At 44.2% G+C, this 1,453-nt stretch carries 2 protein-coding genes; both read left to right on the top strand.

Annotation, left to right across the window (positions count from 1 at the left end; all coding sequences use genetic code 11):
• The first annotated feature begins 121 nt into the window (after positions 1 to 121).
• On the top strand, positions 122 to 469 hold the full coding sequence (gene tnpB / locus L2755_RS21960; protein WP_248982756.1) for an IS66 family insertion sequence element accessory protein TnpB: 348 nt from the start codon (positions 122 to 124) through the stop codon (positions 467 to 469).
• An 83-nt stretch (positions 470 to 552) separates the two neighbouring features.
• The coding region (tnpC, locus tag L2755_RS21965) for an IS66 family transposase (RefSeq protein ID WP_248982757.1) at positions 553 to 1,453 on the top strand (901 nt) is incomplete at its 3' end.

Here is a 1,453-nt window from a genome sequence, read left to right on the forward strand (position 1 = left end):
TTATCACCCAAGCCGTAACGTCGCAACAGACTATCTGTTTACAGCATCAAACTGGGCTATGGACTTTCCCAAGCTCTTTACCTCCAAGCTATCTGCTTGAGTTTATCAAAGGCCTGCAAGCATGTTGATGTTTCAACAGCTTCCCTGTGTTTATCTGCATCGAGAACCCGTGGATTTTCGTAAATCGATAAATGGCTTAGCGATTATCGTTGAGCAACAGCTGTCGCTACAGGCCACCGACGGTAGTGTGTTTGTCTTTTGTAATAAAAGCCGCGATAAATTAAAAATTCTCTACTGGGATAACACTGGCTTCGCGCTTTGGTACAAGCGCCTCGAACAGGCCAAATTTAAGTGGCCAACTCAGTGTGAAGCCGAGTGTATGAGCTTATCAGAGCAAGAGTTTCATTGGCTACTTTTAGGATTCGATGTATTGGGGCACCGACAGGTTAAAGGCTTGAGTTACAGTTGATTGATCGCCATTACGTATGCAGTTTTCGATAATTAGATCACTGTATATGCCTTGTTTAGGCTGACATTTGATATAATAACCTTATGAAATTAGCACCCGATAACTTACCCAATGATGTTGATTTGCTTAAGCAATTATTGCTTGAGGCAAGCCAACTTGTGGAGTCACAACATTCGGAAATCGCTCAGCTAAAGCAGTCGGTTCAACAGTTACTTGAGCAATTTCGCTTAGCACAACAGAAGCGCTTCGGCGCCAGCAGCGAGAGCCATGATTATCAGGGTGAATTGTTTAACGAAGCGGAAGTCACCGTTGATGAGCTTGCAGAGTTAACAATAGGTGATGGATCAATTTCCCCTAAAAAACGTGCCAAGCGTAAGCCACTGCCTAAAGACCTGCCCCGTGAAATTATCACTCATGATATTAGTGAAGCGGATAAACAGTGTCACTGCGGTCATCGACTGAGCTTGATGGGGCAAGATAGCAGCGAGAAGCTCAAGTTTATTCCTGCACAAATTAAAGTGATTGAGCATGTTAGGTTAAAATACAGCTGCAAGCATTGCGACACTAAAGGGACGCAAGCCAACATCAAACAAGCGCCTGTTCCAGTCAGCCCAATCCCCAAAAGCTTTGCCACGCCAAGTCTATTGAGCCAGCTTATCACCAGCAAATATCAATATGCGTTACCGCTCTATCGACAAGAAACCTTATTTAAACAGCATGGTATCGAATTAACTCGTCAAACGATGTCAGACTGGATGATGAAATCGGCCGCCTTGTTCAAACCCGTATATGATTTACTGCACCAACATCTATTAAAGCAAAAAGTCATCCACGCTGATGAAACCACGCTCAAAGTCATTAATGATGAGCGGGTGAAATCCTATATGTGGGTTTATTGCTCTGGTGCGGATGGGCCGAGTATCGAACCTCGATATCAGGATTTAGACAGCATTGTTCTGTACGACTATCAAGACGGTAGCCGCG

The organism is Shewanella abyssi, assembly GCF_023284025.1.
Classification (GTDB): domain Bacteria; phylum Pseudomonadota; class Gammaproteobacteria; order Enterobacterales; family Shewanellaceae; genus Shewanella; species Shewanella abyssi.